Source organism: Pedobacter sp. V48 (assembly GCF_000523515.1).
Taxonomy (GTDB): Bacteria; Bacteroidota; Bacteroidia; order Sphingobacteriales; family Sphingobacteriaceae; genus Pedobacter.
The window spans coordinates 1-25,511 of the sequence record NZ_AWRU01000011.1 but is presented as its reverse complement, the minus strand read 5'-3'; the positions used below and the strand labels follow the sequence as shown (position 1 = coordinate 25,511).

Annotated in this window: 18 protein-coding genes and 2 pseudogenes; 9 read left to right on the top strand and 11 right to left on the bottom strand. The window is 38.6% G+C overall.

All coding sequences use genetic code 11. The features are described from left to right. Positions 1-78 precede the first annotated feature (78 nt). On the top strand, positions 79-2,475 hold the full coding sequence (pbpC, locus tag N824_RS11670; protein ID WP_048905370.1) for a penicillin-binding protein 1C: 2,397 nt from the start codon (positions 79-81) through the stop codon (positions 2,473-2,475). Here pbpC and N824_RS11665 read toward each other — a convergent pair. The 5 genes and pseudogenes from N824_RS11665 to N824_RS11645 form a co-directional block, all read right to left on the bottom strand. After that, positions 2,472-3,167, bottom strand: a pseudogene (locus N824_RS11665) (lysoplasmalogenase). The gene pbpC and the pseudogene N824_RS11665 sit on opposite strands and share 4 nt — an antisense overlap. Next, positions 3,142-4,368 (bottom strand): sterol desaturase family protein, encoded by a 1,227-nt coding sequence (locus N824_RS11660; protein WP_048905339.1) that lies wholly within the window; start codon positions 4,366-4,368, stop codon positions 3,142-3,144. The pseudogene N824_RS11665 and the gene N824_RS11660 overlap by 26 nt, the downstream one beginning before the upstream one ends. A gap of 129 nt (positions 4,369-4,497) precedes the next feature. Then, on the bottom strand, positions 4,498-4,803 hold the full coding sequence (locus N824_RS11655; protein ID WP_048905338.1) for an RNA-binding protein: 306 nt from the start codon (positions 4,801-4,803) through the stop codon (positions 4,498-4,500). Between the two features lie 174 nt (positions 4,804-4,977). Next, entirely contained in the window at positions 4,978-5,829 is an 852-nt protein-coding gene (locus tag N824_RS11650; protein ID WP_048905337.1) for a dienelactone hydrolase family protein, read from the bottom strand. 300 nt (positions 5,830-6,129) lie between these two features. Next, a complete protein-coding gene (locus tag N824_RS11645; RefSeq protein ID WP_152542195.1) occupies positions 6,130-6,351 on the bottom strand; it encodes a hypothetical protein in 222 nt (73 codons plus the stop codon). Between the two features lie 508 nt (positions 6,352-6,859). On the opposite strand from N824_RS11645, the gene N824_RS11640 reads away from it, so the two are divergent. The 3 genes from N824_RS11640 to N824_RS11630 are packed head-to-tail and all read left to right on the top strand — an operon-like array spanning position 6,860 to position 10,166. Beyond that, on the top strand, positions 6,860-8,065 hold the full coding sequence (locus tag N824_RS11640) for an aminotransferase class I/II-fold pyridoxal phosphate-dependent enzyme (protein ID WP_048905335.1): 1,206 nt from the start codon (positions 6,860-6,862) through the stop codon (positions 8,063-8,065). Beyond that, a complete protein-coding gene (locus N824_RS11635; protein ID WP_048905334.1) occupies positions 8,062-9,180 on the top strand; it encodes a hypothetical protein in 1,119 nt (372 codons plus the stop codon). Before N824_RS11640 ends, N824_RS11635 begins: the two co-directional genes overlap by 4 nt. Further along, complete coding sequence (locus N824_RS11630) at positions 9,177-10,166, top strand: NAD(P)-dependent oxidoreductase (protein WP_048905333.1); 990 nt, start codon at positions 9,177-9,179, stop codon at positions 10,164-10,166. Before N824_RS11635 ends, N824_RS11630 begins: the two co-directional genes overlap by 4 nt. 1 nt (position 10,167) lies before the next feature. On the opposite strand, the gene xseB is transcribed toward N824_RS11630, so the two are convergent. Genes xseB through N824_RS11615 form a run of 3 tightly spaced genes read right to left on the bottom strand, consistent with a single transcriptional unit; the run spans position 10,168 to position 12,752 of the window. Further along, positions 10,168-10,368, bottom strand: a complete 201-nt coding sequence (gene xseB, locus N824_RS11625; RefSeq protein WP_048905332.1) for an exodeoxyribonuclease VII small subunit — start codon at positions 10,366-10,368, stop codon at positions 10,168-10,170. Further along, positions 10,346-11,743 (bottom strand): exodeoxyribonuclease VII large subunit, encoded by a 1,398-nt coding sequence (gene xseA / locus N824_RS11620; RefSeq protein WP_235207088.1) that lies wholly within the window; start codon positions 11,741-11,743, stop codon positions 10,346-10,348. The genes xseB and xseA overlap by 23 nt, the downstream gene beginning before the upstream one ends. Beyond that, on the bottom strand, positions 11,712-12,752 hold the full coding sequence (locus N824_RS11615) for an LD-carboxypeptidase (protein WP_048905331.1): 1,041 nt from the start codon (positions 12,750-12,752) through the stop codon (positions 11,712-11,714). Before N824_RS11615 ends, xseA begins: the two co-directional genes overlap by 32 nt. Positions 12,753-12,923: 171 nt before the next feature. On the opposite strand from N824_RS11615, the gene N824_RS11610 reads away from it, so the two are divergent. Genes N824_RS11610 through N824_RS11600 form a run of 3 tightly spaced genes read left to right on the top strand, consistent with a single transcriptional unit; the run spans position 12,924 to position 16,715 of the window. Then, positions 12,924-13,949, top strand: coding sequence for a PmoA family protein (locus N824_RS11610; protein WP_048905330.1), 1,026 nt, complete (start codon positions 12,924-12,926; stop codon positions 13,947-13,949). A gap of 36 nt (positions 13,950-13,985) precedes the next feature. Continuing rightward, positions 13,986-15,347 carry a DUF1080 domain-containing protein gene (locus N824_RS11605; protein WP_048905329.1) on the top strand — a complete coding sequence of 454 codons (1,362 nt, stop codon included), beginning with the start codon at positions 13,986-13,988 and terminating at the stop codon, positions 15,345-15,347. A gap of 9 nt (positions 15,348-15,356) precedes the next feature. Further along, complete coding sequence (locus N824_RS11600; RefSeq protein ID WP_048905328.1) at positions 15,357-16,715, top strand: Gfo/Idh/MocA family protein; 1,359 nt, start codon at positions 15,357-15,359, stop codon at positions 16,713-16,715. Positions 16,716-16,894: 179 nt separating this feature from the next. Here N824_RS11600 and N824_RS11595 read toward each other — a convergent pair whose 3' ends face one another. The 3 genes from N824_RS11595 to N824_RS11585 all read right to left on the bottom strand — a co-directional run bounded on the left by N824_RS11595 (position 16,895) and on the right by N824_RS11585 (position 22,110). Continuing rightward, positions 16,895-18,580 carry a sodium/sugar symporter gene (locus N824_RS11595; protein ID WP_048905327.1) on the bottom strand — a complete coding sequence of 562 codons (1,686 nt, stop codon included), beginning with the start codon at positions 18,578-18,580 and terminating at the stop codon, positions 16,895-16,897. 114 nt (positions 18,581-18,694) lie between these two features. Beyond that, positions 18,695-20,659 carry a c-type cytochrome gene (locus N824_RS11590; protein WP_048905326.1) on the bottom strand — a complete coding sequence of 655 codons (1,965 nt, stop codon included), beginning with the start codon at positions 20,657-20,659 and terminating at the stop codon, positions 18,695-18,697. A gap of 14 nt (positions 20,660-20,673) precedes the next feature. After that, positions 20,674-22,110 carry a DUF1080 domain-containing protein gene (locus N824_RS11585; RefSeq protein ID WP_048905325.1) on the bottom strand — a complete coding sequence of 479 codons (1,437 nt, stop codon included), beginning with the start codon at positions 22,108-22,110 and terminating at the stop codon, positions 20,674-20,676. A 578-nt stretch (positions 22,111-22,688) separates the two neighbouring features. On the opposite strand from N824_RS11585, the pseudogene N824_RS27910 reads away from it, so the two are divergent. Both N824_RS27910 and N824_RS11580 read left to right on the top strand, forming a co-directional pair. After that, a pseudogene (locus tag N824_RS27910) lies at positions 22,689-23,462 on the top strand (sorbosone dehydrogenase family protein). A gap of 52 nt (positions 23,463-23,514) precedes the next feature. Beyond that, positions 23,515-25,413 (top strand): PKD domain-containing protein, encoded by a 1,899-nt coding sequence (locus N824_RS11580; RefSeq protein ID WP_152542192.1) that lies wholly within the window; start codon positions 23,515-23,517, stop codon positions 25,411-25,413. Positions 25,414-25,511 lie beyond the last annotated feature (98 nt).

The window sequence follows — 25,511 nt, the reverse complement described above, 5'->3', positions numbered from 1 at the left end:
ATGCAGGCTATTAAATAAGTGGGTAGGCATAAAGTGAGTAAAACCGGACTTCCGTCATCTCGACAAAGAAGAGATCTCTTGAATAACAACAAGAGACCCTTCGCCGCGCTCTGGGTGACGGATCTTGTTTTCCTCATTTTATTACTCATGTTCCTGTTTTCTTTACCTTCAAAGCTTTTTGTAAGCCCTACCTCCTACGTTGTAGAAGCTTCAAACGGTGATTTGCTAAGTGCTTCTATTGCCAAAGATGGACAATGGCGCTTCCCTGTAGCCGACACCATACCAGAGAAATTTGCACAATGTCTGGTGGCGTTTGAAGATAAGCGTTTCTATCATCACCCCGGTGTAGATCCTATTGCTATGGCCAGAGCTATGCGGCAAAACTTTAAAGCCAAAAATGTGGTAAGTGGCGGAAGCACAATAAGTATGCAGGTCATCAGACTATCCAGACGCGAGACCAGAACGGTTTGGCAAAAGCTAATAGAGGTTATTCTGGCAATAAGACTAGAAGCCAGCTATTCAAAAAAAGAAATCTTAAAACTTTACGCGGGCAATGCTCCTTTTGGAAGTAACGTGGTAGGTTTGGATGCTGCAGCCTGGAGATACTTCGGCCGTAGTGCCGAAAGCTTATCATGGGGCGAGATGGCTACCTTAGCTGTACTGCCAAACAGCCCATCGCTGGTACACCCCGGCAAAAACTCTCCACGCCTGATTAAAAAGAGAAACGATCTGCTGGATAAACTAGCGGTGTTAAAAGTCATAGACCAATCTACCGCCAATCTATCTAAACTAGAGCCAATTCCAGGCAAGCCACAGCAGCTGCCTCAAAACGCACCGCATTTACTAAACAGATTTAAAGCAGAGCGAGCGGCATTAAAAACTGGTTCTACAAGGATTACTTCTACGCTCGATTATGATTTGCAACTAAGGACAAGCAGTTTATTGAAGCGTTATAATAACCGATACCGGGCAAATGACATTAACAATATTGCAGCATTGGTTCTAGATGTAAAAAAAGGCACTGTACTTAGTTATGTGGGAAATATCTACCAACCGGAAAATACCGAACTGGAAAGTCATGTTGATATGATTAAAGCACCAAGAAGTCCTGGGAGTACATTAAAACCCATCCTGTACGCCAGTATGTTGAACGATGGCTTTATACTTCCTAAAACTTTAATAGCTGATATACCTACTCAGATAGGCGGCTACTCGCCTCAAAATTATGATATGGGCTACGATGGTGCCATACAAGCAGATAGAGCGCTGAGCCGCTCTCTAAACATCCCTGCGGTTAAAATGCTGCAAAACTATAAGTACCAAAGGTTTTATGATAAGCTTAAACAATTGGGTTTTACTACGCTAAATAAACCGGCGGATCATTATGGACTTTCACTTATTCTTGGTGGCAGCGAGGTTACGATGTGGGATCTGGCCAGAACTTATATGGGAATGGCCAGAACGCTTAACCATTTTAATGATTATAAAGGCAGGTACAATCCGTATGACTACAATGAGCCTTTGTACGTAAACGAACAGCGCGACAAGCGTTTTGATAAATTTGAAACCGAAGTAAACTCAGCCATTGATCATGGCTCTATCTGGAATGCATTTAATGCTATGGAAGAATTGATGAGGCCGGGCGAAGAAGGTTTATGGGAACAGTTTTCCTCTTCTCAGCGATTGGCCTGGAAAACAGGTACGAGTTTTGGGTTTAGGGATGCCTGGGCAGTTGGGCTCAACCCGAACTATGTAGTTTGCGTTTGGGTTGGCAATGCCGATGGTGAAGGTAGACCGGGCTTAACTGGTATTGATGCTGCTGCTCCTGTTATGTTTGATATTTTTAAGCAATTACCTATAGTTAAATGGTTTAGAACCCCTACAAGCAAGCTTAAGAAGATTGTAGTTTGCAAAGAAAGCGGCTATAAGGCAAGTGAATATTGCCCTGATAAAGTGATACAATTGGTTTCTCCGGCAGGTGAAAAAACAGGTCTTTGTCCCTACCATAAAATGGTCCATCTGGATCATACGGGAACTTACCGGGTTACAGATGAATGTGAGGCTCCATCGGCCATGGTGCATAAATCATGGTTTATTTTACCGCCATCTATGGAGTATTACTATAAGATCAAAAATAGTGATTATAAAGAACTGCCGCCATTTAAACCTGGTTGTGGCGATGCCGGGAACAATTTTGTAATGGAAATGATCTATCCAAGAAACTACGCCACGGTTTATATTCCAGTGGAGCTTGATGGCACCAGAGGTAAAATTGTGTTAAATGCCACCCACAGAAATGCTAACGCTAAGATTTACTGGCATATTGATAATGAGTATGTTGCTACAACCAAGAATTATCATCAGCTGGCGGTTAGTCCGGTGCCCGGCAAACACATTTTAACACTTGTTGATGAGAATGGCGAAAGGCTGGTACAACATTTTATTGTGTTGGAAAAAGAAAAGGAAAAGAATTAATCTTCTCTTTTTATAAGCTGACGCTCTATGCCTCCTATGGTAATCAAATATTGCGCGATCATATAAGTTGCCATAATCAACAATCCCGCAAGGTCAAAGCCCTTAACAAACTTATTATAAGCAAGTGTTGAATCAGAGATCAGGAAAAATATTGCGCCAAATAGGATCAGGTTAAAGCTGATTCTATTTACCCTCATGTTTCTGAMGSNCTKCCNATCWTNCATCATTAAGCTGATCACAAAAGTATAAACCATTACCGGTAGTTTCATTGCACCAAGTCCGTGTCTGATGTAGACATAAAAACTGATGCTGAACACAGCACACAGCGCAATGGCGACCCTTGCTCCTTTTTTATCTAATTGGGGTGCAGACGAGAAATCGAGGTAAAATGCGCGGATATAAAAGATATGGCAAAGTAAAAAAGCAATTAGGCCGTAAGTAAAAAAAGCTTCATTTTTCCATACCAGCATGAGTAATACATCGCCTATAAGGCCAAAAACCAAGCCTGTAAACAAACGTTTATGAAATCGCCCTTTCAGTTTAGTGCTTACCACAAACATGATGAGTAAGGAGATTACGATGAGCGGTTTTGTAATGTATTTTAAAGCCGAAAGGTCGTAATATTCGGACACAAGCTGCAGTATAAAAATCAGGGCAAATATAAGGTTAAACTTCAGGTACTTCTTGAGCATGAGTATTCAGTTTGTTTAGATTATAGAACCAGACTAATGAAACGACCTGTAAGCCCGCAAATATTACCTGATACCCAATAGGGAAATTAAGCAGCAAAACTATTAAAATACCTGATAGGAGTCGGCCATATTCAAAATAAATGAGCCATTTCTTTTCTTCGAGCAATGCCCCGCAGGTTAATAATGTAAGTATAGAAAAGATTGAACCACAAATTAAGGGTGCTGCAGGCAAGGTTGCATTTAAAAACAAAATGGCTGATCCTGTGGCTAAGCCTATCAAAAATTGCAAAAGTACATATCCGGAGAATTTCTGATGAAACTCAGGATTGTATTTTGCATAACTGGCAGGATCAATATCCTTTGCTGGCTTAAAGCCTCCTAAATGTGCGGGGAACCATCCTGGTGGTTTAAGGAATACATTTATCTTATCGCTCCATTCAGGGCTTTGTTTTGCGGTATTCCAAAGTTCACTCCAGTAATGTACGTTTGCCCAAATTGGATTCCAGCTGGCCAATGGAGTGGTTATGCCATAGTACACCTCTTCTTCTTCTTTTTGAAAGGTGCCAAAAATTTTATCCCAGATAATTAAAGTACCTGCATGGTTCTTATCTATATATTTTGGATTAGAGCCATGATGCACGCGGTGATGCGATGGCGTATTTAAAATCCATTCTAATGGCCCCATACTTTTTATAGCTCTGGTATGAATCCAAAACTGGTATAAAGTATTAAAAGCGCTTAGCGTAAGGAACATGATCGGATCAAAACCTATAAAAGCAAGAGGTAAATAAAACACCCACGAAAACCACCCCTGAAACCAGGATTGCCTTAAAGCAACGGTTAGGTTATATTCCTCAGATTGGTGGTGTACAATGTGAGCAGCCCAGAGTGCGTTTACCTGATGGCTCATTCTGTGAAACCAATAGTAGAAAAAATCGACCCCAATAAAAAGTATGATCCAGGTCCATATGGTTTGCGGAAGATCAAATAACCGCCAATGTTCAAAAATATACATGTAGCCAAAGAATAGCGCTGTTTTCATGAAAACGCCTGTTACCTGCTGACCAATACCTTGGCTTAAATTGGAAATGGAATCGTTTAAACGGTAATAGTTTAACTTTTTATAGAAAGAATAACCCAGCTCTACTCCTATCAGAATAAAGAATGCAGGAACCGATAAAGCAATATAGTCCACGTTCATTCTACTAATCTAATGAATTAGCAGATAATTTTTTTAAAATAAAAAAGCAGCAATAAATGACGCATGCCACCACTGCTGCTCTAGTATATTAAAATAGAATCAGTAACTAATTTTAATAAAAAAAGCTAATTAATAGCTTTTTTCTGTACGGTTATTGCGTTTAAAGCCACCACCACCAGCACCACCAGTATTTGGTTTTTCTTGTGCTTCAGCAACTTTGATACGGTTACCATTGTAATCGCCGCCATTCATGCGTTTGATTGCTTCTTTTGCCTCTTCTTCTACTGGCATTTCCACAAAACCAAACCCACGACTCTGACCAGTTTCGCGATCTTTGATAATCCTTAGTGATTTTACTTGACCGAAATCACCAAATACGGCTGTTAATTCATCTTCCCCTACTTCTAAAGGAAGGCCTGTAATAAATATCTTCATTAATTTCTAAAAATTTGCACAAAGTTAAGCATTTTTCGCTTAAATTCCAATGCTAGTGTCAGTTATAAGTATAATTATATAATATTTTTCATAACACCCAAAAGAAAATTTTGTTTTATTAATTGTAAAAAAACATTACTTTTTTATTAAATAATTATAACCAACAACTCAAATCTAGCTTAATTTAGCTTTAAACAGAGATATTGTTCTTTGCCAAGCCAGTTTAGCAGCCGCTTCATTGTATCTGGTTGGCGAAGTATTGTTATTAAAGGCATGATTTACGCCTTCATAAATATATATTTTATAATCGATATGATTTTGTTTTAACGCTGCTTCGTAAGCCGGAATTCCCGCATTTATACGCTCATCCAGTCCACCGTAATGAAGCATTACACTGGCTTTTATCTTCGGAACATCCTCGGTAGCCGCCTGCGCCCCATAGTACGCAACTGCAGTAAGCAATTTAGGATCGCTTACTGCAAGTTTGTTTGCCATGCCTCCGCCCCAGCAAAAACCAACACATCCGGTTTTTCCATTTCCATCTTTCCTGCTCCTTAAATATTCAAGTCCTTTCAGATAGTTCTGTAAGTTTTTTGCAGAATCCAGCTTTCCGATCAAGTCTCGACCTTTATCTTCATCTGAGGGCGTTCCGCCGAACGGTGATAAGGCATCCACTCCTAAAGCAATAAAACCTTCAGCAGCTACTCTTTTGGTTACATCTATAATATGAGGATTTAGCCCTCTGTTTTCGTGAATAACAACCACACAACCCAGGTTCTTTTTGTCTTTTGGTTTTGCCAGCACAGCCTTTACATCGCCATCTGCACCAGGATAGGTAATGTTTTCGGTAGTAATGCTGTTATCATTAAAACTGGAGGCTGATGCGTAATTGTTTTCAAGTAAAGGTAATACTGTTAAGGCTATAGCTGTGCTTCCGGTAATGATAGCCAGCTTTTTCATGAATTCTTTCCTACTCAGTTTGCTGTGGGTGTATTCATCGTATAAATTGATGATTTTCTGATTCATAGGTAAATATTTAAAATATGAACAATAAATACCAATATAACGTTTCTATAGCATCGTTTTACGTTTTTATCAATTACGTTACATGATAAAACGTTATACAATAAGGGGGATTTGTCATGAAATTGTTTTTATTTTTTTCGTTGAAAACAAATTAACAATATCGCTCGTTATATGATCAGTTTGTTTGGTTTAGGTTGGTCTGTGGTGGACCAACCATCTATTAATAACAGGGATAATCGCCAGATTCATCCCTGTTTCCTTTTATTACACTCTCGTCTTTTGCCCGTTTCCCATATCACTTTAAAAAGATACTTGATTGACAAAAGGTCGTTCAGAGTCGTTCAATACTCGTCTGAAAGTCGTTAATATAATATGCTGAGCCTCTATAGCTGTTTCACTATTGATCACACGTGACAACATTGCTACGTCCTGTTCGGCAAAGACATTCGGTAGCGTCCTTAATCCCAATAGTACATTCTGTGATTTCCAATCCGATAGTTCCTCGCTAGTCATCCGGAACATAAAGTAGATTTATCATAAAAGTTCGTTGAGATCACGAGAGCTAAGAATAGCATAGCTTGGAATGACGAAATATTTTGAACAAACTCAATCCAGACAATCTAAAATACTGTATTTTAGAGCCTGCTGTTTGCATGCAAAACAGTCGTCGGTAAAAAAAAGAGTTTCATTTGACTAAAATACTATTCAAGTCAGAGTGTAGGATTATAAAAATCATTATCTTTGGCCTGCAAAAAGCAATTTTTTTCTTAATAATTCGGAGCTATTCGAATTAAAATTATAAGAAAATTGTAATTTTTGTTTTAAAAATTAATATATTCAAACTTGGTTGAGTTCAAGTTTTGTTTTCTGTATTTATGATCTTAGATTTGAGAAGTTTTTTTAATTGGCATAGATGTTGATTTTTCAAACTAATTACAAAAGGGGATTATATAGATTTAGGAAGCATTTCTTGGAACATAAACCGACATCAACAATAACCAACCCTGTAATCTAAACATATAGTACTAGCATGCGCAAAAAATTACAAGATAGGATAGCAGCTTTTAAAGATGCTTCAGCAATTAAGGAAAAAGGCTTATATCCTTACTTCCGAGCAATAGAATCAGCACAGGATACGGAAGTGATGATAGATGGGAAGAGAGTTCTGATGTTTGGTTCTAACTCCTATCTAGGGTTAACAAATCACCCGAAAATTAAAGAAGCAGCAAAAGCTGCGGTTGATAAATATGGTACAGGTTGTGCCGGATCAAGATTTCTAAATGGTACACTTGACATACATATTGAACTGGAAAAAAGACTAGCGGCATATGTAGGAAAAGAAGCTGCCGTTCTTTTTAGCACAGGATTTCAGGTTAATTTAGGCGTAATATCATGCTTGCTTGATAGAAATGACTACCTAATTCTTGATGAATACGATCATGCTTCTATCATTGATGGTAGCCGGTTATCGTTTTCGCGTTCTATAAAATATGCACATAATGATATGGATGATTTGCGCAAGAAATTGAGCAGATTGCCTGAAGATGCTGCAAAACTAATTGTTGCCGATGGTATTTTTAGCATGGAAGGTGACCTGGTTAATTTACCGGAGATCGTAAAAATTGCTGATGAATTTGGTGCAAATATTATGATGGACGATGCACACAGCTTAGGTGTAATTGGTTTTAATGGTTCCGGAACGGCTTCTCACTTTGGATTAACTGATAAGGTTGATTTGATTATGGGTACTTTCAGTAAGTCATTAGCTTCGTTAGGTGGCTTTATTGCAGGATCTGAAGAAACTATTGAATTTGTGAAACACAGAGCACGCTCATTGATGTTCAGTGCAAGTATGCCACCTTCGGCTGTTGCAAGTGTTATTGCTGCCCTTGATATTATTGAGTCTGAGCCTGAGCGTATAGATCAACTTTGGGCCAATACAAATTACGCTAAGAAATTACTTTTAGACGCCGGCTTCGATATAGGCCATACTGATAGCCCGATTATTCCGGTTTACATCAGAGATAACGACAAAACTTTCTTGATCACCAATATTTTAAGTAAGAACGGAATTTTTGTAAACCCTGTGGTTTCACCTGCTGTACCTTCAGATTCTTCTCTTTTAAGATTCTCGTTAATGGCTACACATACTTTTGCTCAGATAGAGGAAGCTGTCGAAAAAATTGCAGCGGCAGCCAAACAAGTTAAAGTTAATTTATCACAGGTAACTATATGAGAAACATAGTTGCAGTTAGCAATAAAAAACAATTAGGTCAGTTTATTGATTTCCCTCACGACCTTTACAAGGGGGATTCGAATTATGTTCCAGAGCTCTTTATAGCTCAAAGAGACTTACTTACAACACATCCTTTTCATAAACACTCTTCATTGCAGTGTTTTTTGCTTTTCGAAGGAGACAAAATCATAGGCAGGATTGCCGCAATACTGAACAATAACTATAATGTTTTTAACAGTGCCAATGATGGTTTTTTTGGTTTTTTTGACTGCATAAACGACCAGGAAGCTGCTAATTTATTATTTGACACTGCAACTAAATGGCTAAAAGATAAAGGCGTAAAGGGCGCTATTATTGGCCCTGTAAACTTTTCTACCAATGAATCTTGTGGTTTGTTGATTGAGGGTTTCGACTCTCCTCCGGTGGTTATGATGCCTTATAATGCAACCTACTACCCCGCTTTAATGGAAAGATGGGACTTGAAAAAAAAGGTAGATCTTATTGCCTGGAAATTTAATGGTGATAATTATGACGACCGCTCTGTAAAACTTATGGACAGGTTGGAGCAACGTTTGAATAGAAACAACATTACCATCCGTAAGATCAACATGAAAAACTTTAAACAGGAAGCTGCCAACCTGCGTGAAGTTTACAATAAAGCCTGGGATAAGAATGCCGGCTTTGTACCTCTAAATGATGAGGAATTTGATTATCAGGCTAAAGATCTTAAACTCGTACTTGATCCTGATTTTTGTTTTGTTGCCGAACAGAATGGTAAACTTGTTGGTTTTGGCGCTGCCATTCCAGACATGAACCAGATCCAGATTAAAATTAAAAAAGGAAGGCTCCTTCCTACAGGTATATTTAAATTATTATTTGGTAAGAAAAACGTAAAAGGAATCAGAATCTTACTTCTGGGCGTTGTTGATGGTTATCGTAAAATGGGTATCGAAGCTTGTATTTACGGTAGCATCATTAAATCTTACAAGGCTAAAAAGTTCGAATACGCTGAGGCGGGATGGACATTAGAGCATAACGATCTTGTTAATAATGCAATTATTGCCATCAAAGGCGATCCTTATAAGAAATACAGGATCTACGAGAAAGCCATATGAGTAAAAGGGTATTAATTACCGGTGCTACAGGTTTTGTGGGTTATCATCTTATTGAGAAAGCAATACAGGCTGGCTTAGAGGTTTATGCTGCTGTTCGTAAAAGCAGTAATAAGAGTCACCTTAGCGAGTTTGACATTAAGTATGTTGACCTGGATTATAGCTCGGTAGATAATTTAAGATCCCAACTCGAAGAGCATCAGTTCAATTATATTATTCATGCTGCCGGTATTACCAAAGCTAAAACCAAAGCGGAATACAATAAGATAAATGCTGAGTTTACAGAGTACCTTGCTGCTGCCGCAATTACTGCGGGTATTAGACTAGAAAAGTTTGTTTTTGTCAGTAGTTTGGCAGCTTTGGGTCCGTTGGTTGATCTTAGCAAGGAAATTAAAGAGGATACTCCTGCCCATCCGGTAACTAATTATGGCGCAAGTAAATTACTTGCCGAAAAATACTTATCTGAAATTCCAGGTCTGCCGTTAATCACCATTCGCCCTACAGCGGTATACGGCCCTCGTGAAAAGGATATTTTCATTCTATTTAAAAGTATAAGCAGAGGCCTGGAACCTCATATAGGAAGTTTTAAACAGCAGCTAAGCTTCATTTATGTAAAAGATCTTGCTGATGTAATTGTAAATTCTCTTTTTGTTAAGGTTAATGGAAAGCAATACAATGTTTCAGACGGCAATGTTTACGATCGCTATGCGCTTGCTGAACTAGTTAAAAAGACACTGAAGCAAAGAACTTTTAAGTTCCATTTACCTGTGCCCGTTGTTGGCGCTATGGCTTCATTTATGGATTTCATTTATTTAAACAGTAAGAATACGCCTACCTTAAATAAAGAAAAGATGGCAGAGCTTACTGCTATTAACTGGGCTTGCAATATTGATCACGCAAAGCATGATCTTGGTTATGCTCCTAAGTTTAATCTTGAAAAGGGATTAATTGATACGGTTAAGTGGTACAAAGCCAATAACTGGTTATAGCTTATTGGGTCTCCATTTGTTTAATGATCTTGTTTACTTCTGTCTCTGTTGCCCTTAGTTTGGTTTGGCAAAATTCAATCAGTTCCGATGCACGCTTAACCTTATCAGCAAGTACATCTACTGAAACAGATTCATTCTCTATTTCCTGTGCAATCTCAGTTAGCTCCTTATAGGCAGCCTCATATGTTAAATTCGTTCCCATTGTATCTGGATTTAGATTTTACTGTTGTCTTTATTTCTGTTGTAGCTAGTCTGACTGTTAATTCCTGACCGGCTTTTATGCCATCTGCGTTGCTTACAATCTTCCCATCTATTTTTATAATCGCAAAACCTTTATTGAGGATACTTTGCGGACTCATCAATTTTACCAGCGACTGAAAATGGCCAATATAGCCTCTTTTATTAGCAAAATACATTCTGCTGTATGATTGCAGGTTGCTACTCAGGTTACTGAGGTCCTTACGTCTGTTTGAGATGATTATTTTAGGATTGGTGAGTATCAGGCTGGATAAATTTAAAATACTTCTGTGATGCTCGTGCAACAGGTTTCTTGTGGTGTTTATGGTAATCTGATTCAGATGATTAAGCCTGTCTTTATGATGATTGATCATTTGGTATGTTTTAATCAGCATCATTTTCTGAATGCTCAACACCGATTCCTCAAATGCCCTGTTATGTGCAATTATTAACTCAGCTGCTTTCGTTGGTGTTTTGGTTGAAGTATGTGCCATAAGGTCAGCAATGGTTTCATTCTTCTGGTGCCCTATTCCTGTAATTACCGGAATGGGGAATTTGGCAATTGCCCTGCTCAGGTCGTAATTGTCAAATATGAGAAAATCGGTTTGCGAGCCCCCACCTCTAATGATTACCACGGCATCGTATGCTTTAGCAGACTGATATACTTCTATAATCTTGTTAAGAATTTGTTTAGCGTTTACGTCGCCCTGCACCAGGGTAAAATAGTTATCAATTATAAAATTGTAACTGAATGAGTTATTTTCAAGCGTATGCTTAAAATCCATATAACCCGCAGATGTATCTGAGGATATAACGGCAATATGCTGTAATACCTTATTTAATTGAAGCCTCCTGTTTTTTGTAAAGTATTGCTCTCCCCTTTTTTGAATGAATTCAGGATTTTCCCTGACCAGTCTTTCTAGCGTATCTTTTCGTTGCTGCTCAAATAAACCCAGTGTAAAGTTAGTATCTATATCTATCAGATTTAGCTGCAGGCCAAAAGCGGGATTATATTGAACGGTAACCTGTACCAATACATTAATATCGTTTTTAAACTTCTGTCCGGTTGCCTGTTCAAAGTTCGCAATGTTTACAGAGGCATTTCCCCAGGCCCTTCCGGCAATTTTAGCGAGGATCCTGTTAGATGATTTTTCTTTCTCTACCAATTCAAAATAATGGTAATTGCTTTGTGGCTTGTAGGTATAATTGGTAACATCGGCAATTACCCAAAAGGTTTTTTGCCCGAATATCCCATCTATTGCCTGCTGGATTTGACCGGTAAGCTCAGAGAGTTTTATGGAAGCAGGATTAGATGGATACAAGGGAACTGCCATTTTCATCTACATTAAGGATATGCTTAGCACCGCATTTGAGTGCAAAGTTATTGATTTGATGGCCCACAGGGAAATCAAAACATACAGGATAATCATATTCCTTTATTTTTTCTGTTACGATCTCGTAAACTGTTTTGCCAAATTCTTCACCCGGAGTTTCTTCTTTCAAACTAAAGCCTCCTATTATTAATCCTTTAAGTTTATCCAGTTTCCCACTGCGCTTAAGGTTCCAGAACATTCTGTCGATACTATATAGTTCTTCATGCGTGTCCTCCACAAATAAGATGGCATCATCAGTTTTAAGATCAGAACTGCTTCCCGCCAGGGTTTCAATCAGGCTAAGGTTACCCCCCACCAAAACACCTTCTATTTTACCTGTTCGGTTATAACTTACCGGAGGTGCGGTGTATTTAACATCCTCGCCAGTTAGCACTTGTCTTATAGAGAGTATAGTTTCTATTTGAATGGGTTTTGCCACCAGCCAGTCGTTTGGAAAACTATTGCACATTTTAGAATGTATGGTAGCAATACCATAATTGCTATTAATATGTGTATGAAGAACGGTGATATCGCTAAAGCCTATTATCCATTTTGGATTGGCTTTAAACTTTGTAAAATCCAGCTTATCAATTATCCGTACCAGTCCGTACCCCCCTCTGGCACACATAATTGCTTTAATATTAGGATCATCCAGCATGCGCTGCAGATCTGCTGCTCTTTCCTGATCGGTACCGCCAAGTGAAAAGTCTTTTGCTCCTATCGTTTTCCCGGTTTCTACCGTAAAGCCCCACCCTTGCATCAATTGTATGGATGGCTGGATGTCTAATAAGGAGATGTAACTGGCCGGACTTGTTATTCCTATGGTATCGCCCGGCTTAAGGTATGGCGGTATTTTTGATTTGACCAACTCTGGGGTTAACATTTTATTTACAACCCGTGTATTACTCCATACCTTTGAAGTTGAAGCAGATACTCCAGCTGTGACAACAAAGGAAAGAAAATGTTTACGGTTCATTTTAGGTGGCTTTTTCTAGATACAATTATAAGGCTAATTGCTGAAATCTGGAGGCATTCTTCGCAATCGTTTTCGTAATATTTCAATATCAAAATGCATTTTTCTGGGGAATTTCAATTCCAAGAGCGGTATATTAGATAGCCAAATATGTTTAAAACCTGGACAATCTGAATGAAAAAATACTTGATTATTGCCTGTTGTTATTTTAGTTTAAGCGCTAATGCGCAAAATAAAAATGTTTCTTTGATAAGAAATGATCGGGAGCGCAAAGTTGATGTGCTGATAGATGGTAAACCTTTTACCAGTTTTATCTACCCCGAGAATATGGAAAAGCCCATACTCTATCCGATACTTGCTGCCGATGGTGCTATTCTAACCAGGGGCTTTCCGCTAAATAAACGAGAAGGCGAACGTGTGGATCATCCACATCATGTTGGGCTGTGGCTTAATTATGAAAGTGTAAATGGGCTCGACTTCTGGAACAACTCTTTTGCTATTCCTGCCGAAAAGAAAGTAAAATATGGATGGATCAGGAATGTGAAGGTTGACAAAGTTGAAAACGGCAAAGCCAGTGGTAAATTAAGTTATACCGCGAACTGGGAAAACCAGGCTAAAGATATACTGTTAAAAGAGCAAACTACATTTGTTTTCTCGGGAACAGATAATGCCAGAATTATTGACAGAATAACCACCCTAACTGCTCAAAAAGATACTGTAAAATTTAAAGATATTAAAGATGGTATGCTGGGCATCCGTGTTACCAAAGAGCTGGAATTCCCTTCAAATAAGGTAGAAGAATTTACTGATAGTCAAGGGAATATAACAAAAGTTTCTGCATCAGGTAACGGTGCAAATGGCACCTATCTAACCAGCGCCGGTAAAACAGGTAATGATGCCTGGGGCACCAGAGGCAACTGGTGTGTTTTATATGGCGTTAAAGAAGGTAAACCGCTTTCTGTCGCAATCATAGATCATCCTAAAAACCCTGGCTACCCTACTTACTGGCATGCACGTGATTACGGTTTGTTTGCCGCTAATCCACTTGGACAGGCCATATTCAGCGAAGGAAAAGAGTCTTTAAATCTGACCTTAAAACCTGGAGCATCTGTTACTTTTCGTTACAGAATTATTGTGGGTTCGGGCACAGAAATTTCTGCTGATGCATTAAACAAGCAGGCTGCCAATTTTGGAAAATAACCTTTAAACATAGATTAAAACAAATAATACACACTAATGAAAAAAACAAAGTTACTGATTGTTGCTGCCCTAATGTTTGGAACCACTCCGTTTACATTACAGGCGCAAACAGGGAAATGGCAAAATCTTTTTAACGGAAAAGATTTACAGGGATGGAAACAATTAAACGGCCAGGCAAAATACGAAGTCGTAAATGGGGAGATTGTTGGCACCACGGTTTCAAACACGCCTAACTCTTTTTTAACAACAGAAAAAAATTATGGTGATTTTATACTTGAAGTAGAGTTATGGGTTGATAATTCTATGAATTCGGGTATACAGATCAGAAGCGAAAGCAAAGCAGATTATAATAATGGCAGGGTTCATGGCTATCAGGTGGAAGTTGATCCGTCTGACAGAAAATGGAGCGGCGGATTATACGACGAAGCACGTCGCGGATGGTTATATCCTTTAGATATTAATCCTAAAGGTCAGGCAGCATTTAAAAAAGACCAATGGAATAAATACCACATTGAATGTATTGGTAATTCTATAAGAACCTGGGTTAATGGTATCCCTACGGCAAATGTTGTTGATGCAATGACCCCATCGGGCTTCATCGCTCTGCAGGTACATGCTATTGGAAAAAACGACACGCCGGGTAAACAGATTCGCTGGCGTAATGTGCGTATCCAGACAGAAAACCTTAAACCATCAAAAATAGATGACATTTATGTTGTAAACATGGTTCCTAATGATTTATCTAAGCAGGAAAAAGCAGAAGGCTTTTCTTTGCTATGGGACGGAAAAACCACTAACGGCTGGGTTGGTGCATACAAAACTAAATTCCCTGAAAAAGGATGGGAAATTAAAGATGGTGTGCTTAGCGTTGTAAAATCTAACGGTGCAGAATCTACTAATGGCGGTGATATTGTTACTGTTAAAGAATATGGTGCTTTTCAGTTGAAGTTTGATTTTAAACTAACTGAAGGAGCCAATAGCGGTGTCAAGTATTTTGTAACACTATCTGAGAAAAACACAGGATCAGCAATTGGTATGGAGTACCAAATCCTTGATGATGAAAGACATCCGGATGCTAAGTTAGGTAAAAATGGCAACCGTACGCTTGGTTCATTATATGACCTTATTACCAGCAAAAAAATCCCTAATGCGCAAAGAAAAATTGGCGAGTGGAACAGAGGATTAATCAGAGTATTCCCTGACAACAGAATTGAATACTGGTTAAATGGCTTTAAGGTTGTAGAGTTTACCAGAGGCACTCCGGAATTTCTTGCCTTAGTTGCAGGTAGTAAATACAAAGACTGGAAAAACTTCGGTATGGCTCCTAAAGGACATATTTTGCTTCAGGACCATGGCGATAACGTTTCATACAGAAGTATAAAAATTAAACAACTTTAATCATAAATCATGTTAGATTCAAGAAGAAAATTTATTAAGCAATCTGCCATTGCAGCTGCTGGAACCTATTTAGGTACTATGGGTTTAAGTGCAAAAAGTTATGGAAATATTATTGGTGCAAATGACCGGGTAAGAGTTGGTGTTGTTGGCTTTTCTGACCGTTTTAGAGGCTCTCTATTGCCTAGTTTCCTAAATCACCACAAGGAACTGAATTTTGATATGGTTGCTGTATCAGATTTATGGAATTACCGTCGCGGTTTGGGTGTTGATCATTTAAAGGAAAAATTTGGTCACAATATAACTGCCTGCCGCAATAACGATGAATTATATAGTTTAAAAGATATTGATGCGGTTATTATCAGTTCTCCTGATTTTGCCCATGCTTCTCACGCAATTGAGGCTGTAAATGCCAAGTGTGATGTGTATTGCGAAAAGCCTTTTGCCGAAACCATGGAGGATGCAAGAGCAACGCTAAAAGCAGTAAAAGCTTCGAAACAAATTTTGCAGATTGGCTCGCAACGCAGAAGTGGCGAGAACTATAAAGCAGCTTCTCAATTTATTAAAGACGGTAAGTTTGGTGATATTACAATGGTAGAACTAAGCTGGAACGTAAACCAACCCGGACGCTGGCGCAGACCTGAGCTTGTGGCTAAACTAAAACAAGAAGATACAGACTGGAAACGTTTCTTATTAAACCGTCCGTTTGAGGAATGGGATCCACGTAAATATTTAGAGTATCGTTTGTTTTGGCCATTCTCGTCTGGTATGCCGGGTCAATGGATGTCGCACCAAATTGATACCGTTCACTGGTTTACGGGTTTAAAACATCCAAGAAGTGTTGTGGCTAATGGTGGTATTTATCAGTGGAAAGACGGTCGCAGAAACTGGGATACCACTACTGCTGTATTTGATTATGGTAAGCCAAATGATCCTGATAATGGATTCCAGGTAGTATTTACTTCAAGAATGCACAATGGTGATGAAAACCCTGCTGAGATCTATTACGCAAATGGCGGAGAGATGAACCTGAATACTAATACCGTATCTCCCAGAGGCGGACTTACTGCTAAAGCAGCCGCCGAAATGAATATGAAAGCAAATCTATTACCAGAACTTAAGCTTACTGAGCTTGCAGAAAAGGTAGCAGCTTCAGCTAATACGGGTGGTGATAAACTAACATCGGCTCACATGCGCAACTGGATGGAATGTGTGCGCAGCAGAAAAGAAACAAATGCGCCTGTTGAAGCGGGTTATTATCATTCAATTGCAAACATTATGACTAATGCATCAGCAAGGACCGGTCAGAAGGCTACGTTTGATGAAGCAACACAGGAAGTAATGGTTGGTGGTAAAGTGTTTAAATACTAATATAGGTCATCAGTGTTAGTTAACCCACTCGTCATCCTGAATTTATTTCTTGATCTCGGACTGGAAAGACAGAATTGCGTTTGCGGGATCCCGAAATAAATTCAGGATGACGTAGATAACAATAAAAAAGGCGCCTTGATAGTTCAAGGCGCCTTTTTTATGCAAGTGTTTTTTAACTACTACCAGAAAGCAGTATACAATGCAACTAACATTGCTACAATAATTAATGCACCAACTGCAAATGATGTAGACACCTTAAACATTTTAGCATCAACTTCTAATCCATTCGTTACCACACCTTTTTTGTTTTCATAGATACTGATGAAATACATTCCGATTACACAGACTGCAAATACAATCAGCATTCTATCCATAAACGGCATTTCGAATACACCGGATGAGTTAGCTACAGACCATCCGTAATCATGTAACGGAGCTAAATCTACCCATCCTGGTAAGAATTTTAAGATTACTGAGGTAATAAAACCACCCACGGTAGCAAACAATGCTGCATTTGAAGTTGTTTTTTTCCAGAAGAACCCCAAGATAAACATGGCAAAGATACCCGGAGATACAAAACCTGTATATTCCTGTATGTATTGGAATCCTTGTTTTCCTTCGCCCATTAATGCATCTCCTACTATTAGAGACAACACAACAGCAAGTAACATAGAAACAACTACCGTAATTTTACCAACGTTTACCAATCTGCCTTCGCCCGCACCCGGGTTAAAAGCTTTTTTGTAAATATCTAATGTAAAAATGGTAGCAATACTATTTGCTTTACCCGCTAAAGAAGCTACGATAGCAGCCGTAAGTGCAGCAAACGAAAGTCCCTTTAAACCAACTGGCAATAAGCCTAACAATGCAGGATATGCCTTATTCGGATCCTGAACACCTGAAGATGTCAATAAACTATCAGGACTAATTGCAGGGATTTTCTCTTTAATAATATAATAAACAGCGATACCAGGTATAACCACAATTACAGGCATCAGCATTTTTAAGAATGCTGCGAATAAAAGACCTGCTCTTGCAACCGGTAAAGAAGCGCCCAGTGCTCTTTGAGTGATATACTGGTTACATCCCCAATAACTTAAGTTAGCGATCCACATACCTCCTATTAACACACTTAAACCAGGAAGATCCATATAGTTAGGATTGTCCTTCTTAAAGATCAGATGGAAATGCTCTGATGCACCGTCAGTTAAAATAGCGAAACCTTTTACAATACCCTGTTGACCAGAAATAATATTTAAGGCAATGTAAGAAGCTACAAGTCCACCAAGTACTAAAAAAAACACCTGTATAACATCTGTATAACCAATAACTTTCATACCACCCAAAGTGATGATAATAGCGAATACGGCTAAACCAAGAATACAGAAGGTAATTGGAAGATCGGATATACCACTAATGGCCAGGGCTCCAAGATAAAGGATAGACATTAAGTTTACCACAATGTAAAGCATTAACCAGAATACAGCCATAATCATTGCTACCTTTTCATTGTATCGCTGACTTAAAAACTGAGGCATGGTAAATATCTTGTTCTTAAGATAAACCGGCATAAAAAATACAGCTACAATAATTAGCGTTGCTGCTGCCATCCACTCGTAAGCAGAAATTGCAAGGCCGAGCTTAAATCCTGATCCGCTCATACCTATCATCTGTTCAGCAGATATATTTGAGGCTATAAGAGAAGCACCAATTGCCCACCACGTTAAAGAGCCTTCTGCAAGAAAATAATCTTTTGAATCGGCGGTTTTGGTTTTCTTTTTATAGTAGATCCAAAATCCATAAGCTGATACGATTATAAAGTATATAAAGAATACAATATAATCGCGATAGTCTAGTTTATTCATTGTTTATATTGGTTTTTTGAAATGAGGGACTAAAATATAAAATTAATCGGCATTCCCCACAGATATTCAAGGGAAATGCCGATTAAATTAATTGGACAATAGAACTCTAAACATTTATTTGTTCAAAGAGTTGATCCAGTTAGCTATTTTAATACCGTCCTCTTTAGTAACCTGAGGCATTGGTGGCATTTCTGTTGCATAACCCGGCCAGTTTTGAGGCTGAGGGTTGTGGATCAATGAAAGAATCTTTTCTGCAGTGTACTTACGTTTTGCAACGTCAGCAAATGCAGGTCCGATTTGTTTTTTTGTAGGGTTATGGCAAGCAGTACAAGTATAGCTAGTTAATAAACCCTTAACCTGAGCATAAGTGGGAGCCGAAGTAGTTTTTGCGCCACCTTCTACTGCTTTCTGTGCAGCAGTTGTTTTAGCACCAGCCACTGGTTTTTTACCAGTTGCTTTTCCAGGAACCGCATTAGCTACAGGATCGTTTACAGAGTTTTTGGTACTTACACCGCTCATAGATAATTTCTCGCCGTTTGGAATGCTATTTAAAGTATAGTAAGCAATCGGGTGAATTAAATGATAAGAGTTCTCTTGTGAACGAACACCTTCAACAGTAATGGTATGGATATAATACTGACGAAGATTATCAACAATAAGTCTTGCTTTTAAACCGTCTGCAGATACTTTAACACCTTTAATTTTTAACTTTTCGTTGTTAATTGGAGGTGAACCATAAACCGGGTGGTATTTATATAAATAGCTTTGTACATCGTAAGAAGCGATATCTTCCGCTGATTTTAAATCAACTGGTTTAGTAAATTCGATTTCAAAACCATCAGGCATTGCTCTAACAGCTTTCATTTCGAAAGGCATTTTTTCGTTGTAAACTAAACGCTCAAGACCTTCGTTTGCATCACCTGCAGATCCCCAACCACGGTTGGTTTCTCCAACAAATAATGAGTTATCGGTACCCCATGCCATTCTTAATACTCCTGAACGGAAACCACTTCTGAACATAAATGAAGCACCTTGCTCAACACCGTTTACCGTTTCGAAGAATACCCTCGAAATGATACTCATACCTTGATCACCTACTAAGATCTGACCTTCGAAAGGACCAAATGCACCCTGAGGAATTTTAACAGGCTCTGAAGTAGAGATACCAAGGATACCATAAGGTAACCAAACAGATGGTAATCTTAATTCAGGGAAGTCTTTTTTCATTTCCCATAACATTTTGAAGTTTTCGTTCACTCTGTTTTCAGGTTTGATAGCTCTTCCTTGAGCATCTTTATCTCTTCTTTCGTCGATTTTAGATCTGAAGTATTCTTCGGTAAGTTTAACCGGAGAATCAGCTCTTCCAGTCCATCTTAATCCGGCAGGGTGACCTAAGAAATCACCTTTTTCTACTTTCCAGATTGCACCAGAACCGAACCAGTCGCCTTGGTTATCTGTATAGTAAAGTTGTCCGTCTATTACGTTTGGACCTGCAGGAGAACGCTGACCAGTAGCCCATGGCTGCATTTTTCCGTCTTCAGTAATGTTCATTGTCCAGCCCCGCATTGGCACACGGCTTTCGCCACGGTACCACATTTCATCACCAAAAGCTACGTTACCGGTAACAAAGAAAGTACCGTCTTTAGCAATTTTTGGTCCGAAGCTGTACTCATGGTAGTGACCGCTTAATGGCCATGCATAAATAGTTTCATAAACATCAGCCTTACCATCCTGATCTTTATCGATCAATTTGGTTAACTCACCTCTTTGTGCGCAATAAAGTGCACCATCTTTATAAGCAAGGCCTAATATTTCGTGTAAACCAGATGCAAACCTACGGAAGTAAGGGTTCTTGCTTGTAGGATTTTCTACGATGTAAACTTCTCCTCTTCTGGTTGAGATACCAAGATCTCCGTTTGGCAAAGTAACCAATCCACCAACCTCTAAAATTGGTCCCTCGGGTACTTTTACCTTATTTATTTTGAAGAAATCTTCTTCTTTTGGTGTTTCCTGGGCAAACACCGTTGCAAAACTAAAGCTTAAAGCCAGCATTGCCAGCGTCTTAAAAGTGTATTTCATTATATAACCCCTTTTTAGAATAAAATAGAATAATTTAACTTACCACGAACCAGAACAACAAGTTGTTTTCTGCCGTCTACATCCCTGATCACAGGTTTGTCTTTAGTATCGTCAAATTTTAAATAAAAAGATTGTCCGTCTACAAGATAAAGTCCTTTAGAAACTTCCTCAACACTTGAAGCATCAGCTATTAATGCATAAATGTTATCAACCGGTGTTTCAAGAACGATTTCCCTGCTTAATCCCTGGCCTTTTTCAATTGCTTTGATCGCGTCAGTAACTTTAGTGCCATAGATGTTATAGTTAAATGTAGGACGTTCCTGAGCATCTAATGTATAACCTTTGGTTTTAAATCCTGTACCAGTAGTATCAGCCAGCCATGCTCCCTGAGCATCGGTAAGTTTAGCTAAAGTAGGAACCGGTTTTTTAGTGAAGGCAGTTACACTTCCACGAGGACGTGAAGTACCATTACCTCTGTCATGCCACATTGGTGTTGCATCAACAAACTCACCATGCCAGGCCTGAAACAACGCACCGTTGTCTAAGTCATAGCTAAAGTGAACCTGAGCAGGGCTACCTACAGAAATAGCGTGAACTACCTTAGGTCCACCATTTGGAACATCAACAAAACTGCGGATGTTTGGTGTAGTAGCTACATCAATATAGATAGGGTCTGTATCATCACCTCTTTGTCTGCCATTTGCCGTTTCGGCAGGCAATTTTGAAGTTTTGATGTTTTTGAAAGCTACAGCACCATGATCTCCTTGCAAACGTAAAGCACCTAAAGCTTTTTCTTTATCATTTGCTCCTCTTGTTACACCAAATAATTCGATGTTATCGTGTATAAGTACTCCATTCAACTCTATTTTTAAAATTCTTGCATTAGCTGTTTTGTTTCCTGATGCATCAAAGCGAGGCGCCTGGAATGCAATTTTAATATGTTGCCACAAACCTGGTGCTTTACTTACATTTTGGCGTGGTGCATATCCCTGGTATCCTTGCTGACCTTCTGGTTTTGAATCATCCCAACGTTGGTAAATTCCACCGTTGTTAGATGATGTTGGTTTTAGGATACCCCATGAATCTTCTAATTGAATCTCATAAACTCCCTGAAGATAAATTCCTGAATTTGCTCCTTTTGCAAGCAAATAATCCAGTTCAAGAACAATGTCGCCATGTTCTCCAATAGTTAAAAGGTCTGATCCGTGGTCTTTCTTGGTGGGTACATTTACCAGAATTCCAGTACCTTTTGCAACGTTTAATACGTTTACTTCATTTAAATTGGCGGTAACACCACCAGCAAGCATCCAAGTCTTTCCCGGAGTCTTAAATGAAGAAAGATCTTTCAGATCAATTTCTGACTGATCGGCTAGTTGCTGACCAGACACAAGTGCAGTTCCTAACAACCAGAGAAAAGCGGTTGTTCCAAACCTTAAATAATTAAGCTTCATGTTGTGTTTTTTGGTTAAAAAAAATTAAATGTATATAATTTCATGTTGGTTTAAAAGGATTGCAAAATAATGATTTTGTTACAATAAACAATACCCCCTTAAAATCAATAAATAAGCCCTTAAAGTTTTGCTAAAACTATTTATCAACATTTATTAGAAGTTGTAAAAAAAGTACCGTTTTTAGAAAATCGTCATTTTTTGCAGCGTATCGTTAAAACTGTTTTCCTGGGCATTTTTTTAAAAAAATGCCTGGCCTATTTAATATGTGTATTAATAACACTAACAACCATTGTATTTCTAACACTAACATTGCTCCTCACATAGTTCACACATTCTATACATATCCTTCACAAAAGGGTACCTGTTTGTGGGTTTGGTGTGAAGGATGTGCGAACAATGGGTGAAGAAACGCTAATCTTGTGAAGGACTCGTCACATTCTGAATAGAGTTGAGCTGAAAAGGCTTCTAAAATGTGTTTTCAAAAAAGTTTGGAAATCGATTGCGTAAAATATATTTGTTTTATGAAATATTCATTTATATTTAGTCCTCGAAACAACACACGATAATTATAACTTTTAATGAAAACTTCTTTTGCATTGTTAATTTCTGGTATTGCGATCAGTTTACTGCCGCCATTAACCAGAACAAAAAAACCAGATACTTTGCTGTTAAATGACCTTAAGCAGAGTAAGTTCAAATCAAAACTCAGAATTGATACCCCCGATCAGAACAGGTTTGTTAAAGTAAGCCTGCTTAAGGGACAACTTACAGAGCCTACTGAATTGGCTGTATTGCCTAACTATGATATTTTAGTATCGCAGCGCCGGGGTGAAATTATGCTTTTCAAGAACAGCACTAAAACACTTAAAGAAGCCGGTAAACTTGAGGTATATTCTAAAACATTAAATACACCTGATGTAAACGCTGAAGAAGGATTATTAGGCATAGCACTTGACCCTAACTTTGCAAAGAACCAATATGTATATGCTTTTTATAGCCCGGTAAAACCTTCGGTAAACAGGTTATCGCGCTTTAAACTTGTTAACGATAAAATAAGCACCGCTTCTGAAAAGATTATCCTTGAGTTTTACTCTCAGCGTGAAATCTGCTGCCACACAGGTGGATCCATTGCTTTTGGACCAGGTGGTTTATTATATGTATCAACAGGTGATAACTCCACTCCTTTTGATGCGCCAAAATCTAAATATGTAAACAACGGGTATGCACCGTTAGACAACCGTCAGGGTTTTCAGCAGTATGATGCCAGAAGATCTGCAGGTAACACCAATGATTTAAGAGGCAAAGTACTTAGAATAAAGATTAAAGARGMWGKYWYTTMCNGACMTYYMTGATGGTAACTTGTTCCCTAAAGGTCAGGAAAAAACTAAGCCTGAAATCTTTGTAATGGGAAACAGAAATCCTTATAGAATATCGGTAGATCAGAAAACGGGCTTTTTATATTGGGGCGAAGTTGGACCGGATGCGTCTAACGATGATGCTTTAAGAGGGCCAAGAGGTTATGATGAGGTAAATCAGGCACGTAAAGCAGGATTCTTTGGATGGCCTTTATTTATAGGCAATAACTATCCTTATAAAGCTTATGATTATACAGACGGAAAAAACGGAGAAGCATTTGACCCTAAAGCTGGTTTAAATAATTCGCCAAATAATACTGGTTTATCTACTCTTCCTCCTGCACAACCGGCTTTTATATGGTATCCATACGGAGAGTCTAAAGAGTTTCCTCAGGTTGGTGCCGGCGGCCGTACGGCAATGGCTGGTCCGGTTTATTATTCAAGACCAGGCGCTTCGCCATATCCTTCTTATTATGATGGTAAACTGATTATCTATGAATGGATTCGTGGGTGGGTAAAAGCGGTTACTATGTCGCCGGAAGGAGATTATTTAAGCATGGAACCTATGTTAGGTGAAATTTCTTTAGCTGCTCCTATTGATATGGAACTTGGTCCGGATAATAAATTATATATTCTAGAATATGGTAAAGGATGGTTCTCAAAAAATCCTGATGCTGGTATTACAAGAATTGATTACATGGCGGGTAACAGACCTCCTATTGTTAAGAATCTTGAAATTGAGAAAACAAGTGGTTTATTGCCATATAAACTTGTAGCTAAAGTAGATGCCACAGATCCTGATGGCGATGCATTAACTTATGTATGGAACTTAGGAAAGGGCATTAAAAAGACTACTAGCTCTCCAGAATTACAACATACGTTTGCAAAAGCAGGTGAATATGCAATTAGCGTTCAGGTAATTGATAAAGATAAAGCTTCTTCGAAAAGCAACACTGTAACAGTATATGCAGGAAACGAAGAGCCTAAAGTTGATATAGCGTTAACCGGAAACAAGAGTTTCTATTTCCCTGGAAAACCAATTAATTATCAGGTATTGGTTACAGATAAAGGTGCTGCTGTGAATAAAAGCAGAATCTACGTATCAAATACTTACACTGAAGGATTGGATATGGCTGGAGCTAAATTAGGTCATCAGCAGGCGACACAATCGCTTCTTGGTAAGGCAATAATGCTTAAAGCAGATTGCAGTACCTGCCATAAAATCTCTACAAAATCAATTGGCCCGGCATTCACAGCGGTCTCTTCTAAATATCAAACAAAAGCCAAAGCGGCTGATTATATTACTTCTAAAGTAATTAATGGTAGTAAAGGTGTTTGGGGTGAAGTTCCAATGCCTGCCCACCCTACTATGAAAGCGTCTGATGTTAAGGAAATTGCAGAATGGATTTTGACTTTAAGTGCTAAATCAACAACTGGTCCTTCTTTACCTGCTACAGGTAAAATCGTTCCTCCGGCAGAAACAAACAAAGATAAATCTGTTTTAAATCTTAAAGCGACTTACTCTGATTTAGGTGCTGCTGGTTTGAAACCTTTAGCAAATACTAAAGTGATTAATTTAAGAAGCAATATTATATATGCTAATGATATTAAGGATATATCAGATTTCGGACGCAAAGATGCTGATGGAGTTCAATCGTTGATATTCCCTGAAAAAACAGGCTGGGTTAAGTTAAAAGGTATCGACTTAACTAATGTTGCGGCGTTTAATTTTGGACTAGCTAATGCAGATGCTGATTACAGTGTTGAGATCAGATTGGGTGGTAAAGATGGTGAGGTAATTGGAAAACAAGGCTCTGCTTCGACAGGTGTATCTATAAGCCCTGTAACAGATGGTAAATTCCATGATGTTTATATAGTGGTTAAAGCTGCCCGTGAAGATGTAAAAGACAGACCGCTGTTGAAATCGATAACAGTTAAGCCTATTTAAGGAATTAATTAAAGTACCCGTTTTGATGCACCCGTCATCCTGAATTTATTTCACTGTTGTCCGGTTAACTTTATAACCGGACAAATTTTATGGCCTAG

Coding starts and splice junctions, on each gene's coding strand:
- N824_RS11660 (WP_048905339.1), bottom strand. CDS start 4,368: ATGAACGTGGACTATATTGCTTTATCGGTTCCTGCATTCTTTATTCTG.
- N824_RS11655 (WP_048905338.1), bottom strand. CDS start 4,803: ATGAAGATATTTATTACAGGCCTTCCTTTAGAAGTAGGGGAAGATGAA.
- N824_RS11650 (WP_048905337.1), bottom strand. CDS start 5,829: ATGAATCAGAAAATCATCAATTTATACGATGAATACACCCACAGCAAA.
- N824_RS11645 (WP_152542195.1), bottom strand. CDS start 6,351: ATGTTCCGGATGACTAGCGAGGAACTATCGGATTGGAAATCACAGAAT.
- N824_RS11640 (WP_048905335.1), top strand. CDS start 6,860: ATGCGCAAAAAATTACAAGATAGGATAGCAGCTTTTAAAGATGCTTCA.
- N824_RS11635 (WP_048905334.1), top strand. CDS start 8,062: ATGAGAAACATAGTTGCAGTTAGCAATAAAAAACAATTAGGTCAGTTT.
- N824_RS11630 (WP_048905333.1), top strand. CDS start 9,177: ATGAGTAAAAGGGTATTAATTACCGGTGCTACAGGTTTTGTGGGTTAT.
- xseB (WP_048905332.1), bottom strand. CDS start 10,368: ATGGGAACGAATTTAACATATGAGGCTGCCTATAAGGAGCTAACTGAG.
- xseA (WP_235207088.1), bottom strand. CDS start 11,743: ATGAAAATGGCAGTTCCCTTGTATCCATCTAATCCTGCTTCCATAAAA.
- N824_RS11615 (WP_048905331.1), bottom strand. CDS start 12,752: ATGAACCGTAAACATTTTCTTTCCTTTGTTGTCACAGCTGGAGTATCT.
- N824_RS11610 (WP_048905330.1), top strand. CDS start 12,924: ATGAAAAAATACTTGATTATTGCCTGTTGTTATTTTAGTTTAAGCGCT.
- N824_RS11605 (WP_048905329.1), top strand. CDS start 13,986: ATGAAAAAAACAAAGTTACTGATTGTTGCTGCCCTAATGTTTGGAACC.
- N824_RS11600 (WP_048905328.1), top strand. CDS start 15,357: ATGTTAGATTCAAGAAGAAAATTTATTAAGCAATCTGCCATTGCAGCT.
- N824_RS11595 (WP_048905327.1), bottom strand. CDS start 18,580: ATGAATAAACTAGACTATCGCGATTATATTGTATTCTTTATATACTTT.
- N824_RS11590 (WP_048905326.1), bottom strand. CDS start 20,659: ATGAAATACACTTTTAAGACGCTGGCAATGCTGGCTTTAAGCTTTAGT.
- N824_RS11585 (WP_048905325.1), bottom strand. CDS start 22,110: ATGAAGCTTAATTATTTAAGGTTTGGAACAACCGCTTTTCTCTGGTTG.
- N824_RS11580 (WP_152542192.1), top strand. CDS start 23,515: ATGGGAAACAGAAATCCTTATAGAATATCGGTAGATCAGAAAACGGGC.